The organism is Serpens gallinarum (assembly GCF_014836765.1).
Taxonomy (GTDB): Bacteria; Pseudomonadota; Gammaproteobacteria; order Pseudomonadales; family Pseudomonadaceae; genus Serpens; species Serpens gallinarum.
On record NZ_JACSQG010000027.1, the window covers coordinates 1 to 1,182 of the forward strand.

Consider the following 1,182-nt stretch of genomic DNA (forward strand, 5'->3'; position numbering starts at 1 on the left):
GGTCCGGACCCTTGATCGCGTCGCCGTCAGCACGAGCCTGAAGAAGCTCAGTCACGCGCATACTTCGTGCCAGGAAGATGGAACCCGTAGACCAGCACGTCACGGTGCCCCGGTTCCTGCGTCGTCGCGTAGATGGGCGTCGCGGAATGCATGACGCGGTCGTCGTAGCAGTAGAACGTGTCGAGCAGGTCCTCGAGGTTTGAGGTGGCGACCAGCTCCTGTCCCATCGAGTAGATGTGGGATACCCCGCCCTGGATCCGCTGACGACGGACCATGTGGAGGGCACCCATCGGGAAGCCGTCCCGGAGCACACCCTCCGGGGTCGGGTGCGTCGGCTCCGGCCCCTCGGCGGTGAGTCGGAACAGGTGGATGTCGACGGTCCACTCCTGGTCCATGAACTGGCGCTCGACCTCGGAGACGGAGAACGACGACCGCACGAGGTGCTGAAACACGGGGTCTGCGACGAACGCCTCTGTGAGCGGGGGGAACACCCGCTGGATCCCACCTGCGTACGCGTTGATCTCCTCGGACTGAAAGTATGCCCCCGCGGGGAGCAGGCGGATGGCTCCGGCGATCGGGACGAATCCCAGCTGGCCATAACGACGGTGACGGAACACCTTGTCACCCTGGAGGTACTCGTCCGGGCCGAGCGTATCCCAGTTTGCGACGAAGGCATCGAGATCCGCTCCCTCCGGGAGGCTCGCGATAACGTCCGATCCTGCTCTGAAGGCGTAACCATCCTGCGTGATCGCACCGATGAGATCTGTGGGAACTGCGGTACTCATGGAATATCTACCCTTTCCATTGATGATGGTTGCGAGCGTATTGGCGATTTACCAGCGCTCGGTGCGATGGTCGAAATGAATGAGAGCTCTTGACCCGCGGGTCGTACGCAGGTCCGCCGACGCCATGCATTCTCGAAGGACATTCCTGAAGCCTCTTGTGGTGTGCGTGGAGATCAAGTAGGCGGGCTGCTCGACGAGCAGGGCTCGCAGCGCACCGAGGTTATAGAATGGTACGGACGGGAACAAGTGGTGCTCGACGTGATGCGTTGCGTTGTGCATCCCCAGCACGAACCTGCACCAGGACGCCGTCTCGACAGTCCGCGTGGGGTGGATCAGTTCCCGGTCAGGCAGGCCGAAATGCTCCGAGATGTTCCGTAGCCGCACGATGGCCTCTGTG

General features: G+C 62.4%; 2 protein-coding genes. Both read right to left on the minus strand.

The features are described 5' to 3' along the window. Positions 1–47: 47 nt before the first annotated feature. Positions 48–785 (minus strand): 2OG-Fe dioxygenase family protein, encoded by a 738-nt coding sequence (locus tag H9642_RS18225; protein WP_251837871.1) that lies wholly within the window; start codon positions 783–785, stop codon positions 48–50. Positions 786–833: 48 nt separating this feature from the next. Further along, positions 834–1,182, minus strand: a 349-nt coding sequence (locus H9642_RS18230; protein WP_251837872.1) for a fatty acid desaturase, incomplete at its 5' end; no start/stop codon positions are given.

Excerpts from the sequence above, each read along its gene's own strand:
- H9642_RS18225 (WP_251837871.1), bottom strand. The coding sequence starts at position 785 with ATGAGTACCGCAGTTCCCACAGATCTCATCGGTGCGATCACGCAGGAT.